Below are 1,302 nucleotides of genomic sequence, written 5' to 3' on the forward strand. Positions count from 1 at the left end.
GGGGGGTGTGGACGCGCCGGGGCGCTCGGCGTCCGGGTCAGACCCGGACGTACTCGATTCCGGACAGCTCGCACAGGACCCGCCAGTCCTGCGCACGCGCCCCGGTGTTCATGACCATGTGGTGGGTGCCGCCCGCGCGGAGCCAGGCGTCCATGCAGGCCCGCACACCCGTCTCGGGGCGGAACTGGCCGTAGGGCATCTCCAGGGAGGGCAGTTCGGGGGCGTCGATGACCTCGCCCTCGGCCACGACCAGGCGGAACTCCTCTCCGCCGAGGGCGACCAGGGAGGCCAGGGTGGCCGGGCCCGGCCGGTAGCGGAACACGATGGTGGGCGGGTCGCCCAGGCCGCCGATGCCCAGCGGGCGCTTGACCAGCCGGATGGGCTCGTCCTCGCGGGCCACCCTCCAGTTCCCCTCGCCCATGTGGCTCATGAGGATGGAGTCGCTGGGGAAGTCCATCGCGTACATCTCGGTGAAGTGGCCGTCCCCGGCGAGCTGGTGCCCGGCGTAGACGATCGAGGCGGCCAGGACGTCGCCCTCACCGGCGAACCCGTACCCCTGGGCCATCAGGGTGGAGGCGGCGGCCATCGGCAGCCGGGCGAAGCGGCCGTCCTCCCCGATCGCGTCGAAGTGGGTGGAGTAGGCGCCGCACCCGGACTCCTCCAGCAGCCGTTCGATGCCCAGCTGCATGCGGGCGTGGTCCTCGCGCTCCTCCTCGGACAGGCGGCCGTCCACCTCCAGGGCCCCGTCCTCCCAGGCCATGAGGTCGCGCACGGCCTGTTCGGGCAGGTCGGCCATGGTCCGGTGCAGGGCTCCGGGCGCGATGACGTGGACCTCGGGGCCGAGCCTGCGCAGCAGCGCGGTCTCGTCCACCCTGGCGTCGCCCATGCCGTTCATGGGGTAGCCGAACACGCCGACCCGCAGCCCGCGCAGGGCGGTGACGGCGCGGGCCGCCCGCGCCCAGCGGTCCACGCGCGCGGCGAACTCCGGGCTCTGCCACTCGCCGGTGAGGACCTCGAAGGGCAGCCCCGCCCGCACCATGGCGTTGGCGGTGTCCTGGGCCCCGTGGATGCCCTGGTTGTAGGTCATGTCGTCCATGTCCCAGGACGGGCTGACCGCGGGGTCGGGCTGGATGTTGGCCAGCGCCAGGGGCAGGTGGGTATGGGCCAGCGCGCGGGTGACGCGCAGGGAGGGGCCGTAGGTGAGCATGACGACCAGGACCCCGTCGAGTCCGGCGGCCTCGAAGCCGCGGATCGCCTCCTCGGCGTCGGCGCGCCCGCGCACCGGCGGGGCCACGGTCCACT

The 1,302-nt window shown here is 73.8% G+C and carries 1 protein-coding gene; it reads right to left on the minus strand.

The genetic code is table 11. The annotated features are described in order from the left end of the window. Positions 1-37: 37 nt before the first annotated feature. Positions 38-1,302, minus strand: a 1,265-nt coding sequence (locus DQW06_RS23165; RefSeq protein ID WP_117199304.1) for an L-fucose/L-arabinose isomerase family protein, incomplete at its 5' end; no start/stop codon positions are given.

This window comes from Nocardiopsis sp. TNDT3, from assembly GCF_003427465.1.
In the GTDB taxonomy this organism is placed as follows: Bacteria; Actinomycetota; Actinomycetes; order Streptosporangiales; family Streptosporangiaceae; genus Nocardiopsis; species Nocardiopsis dassonvillei.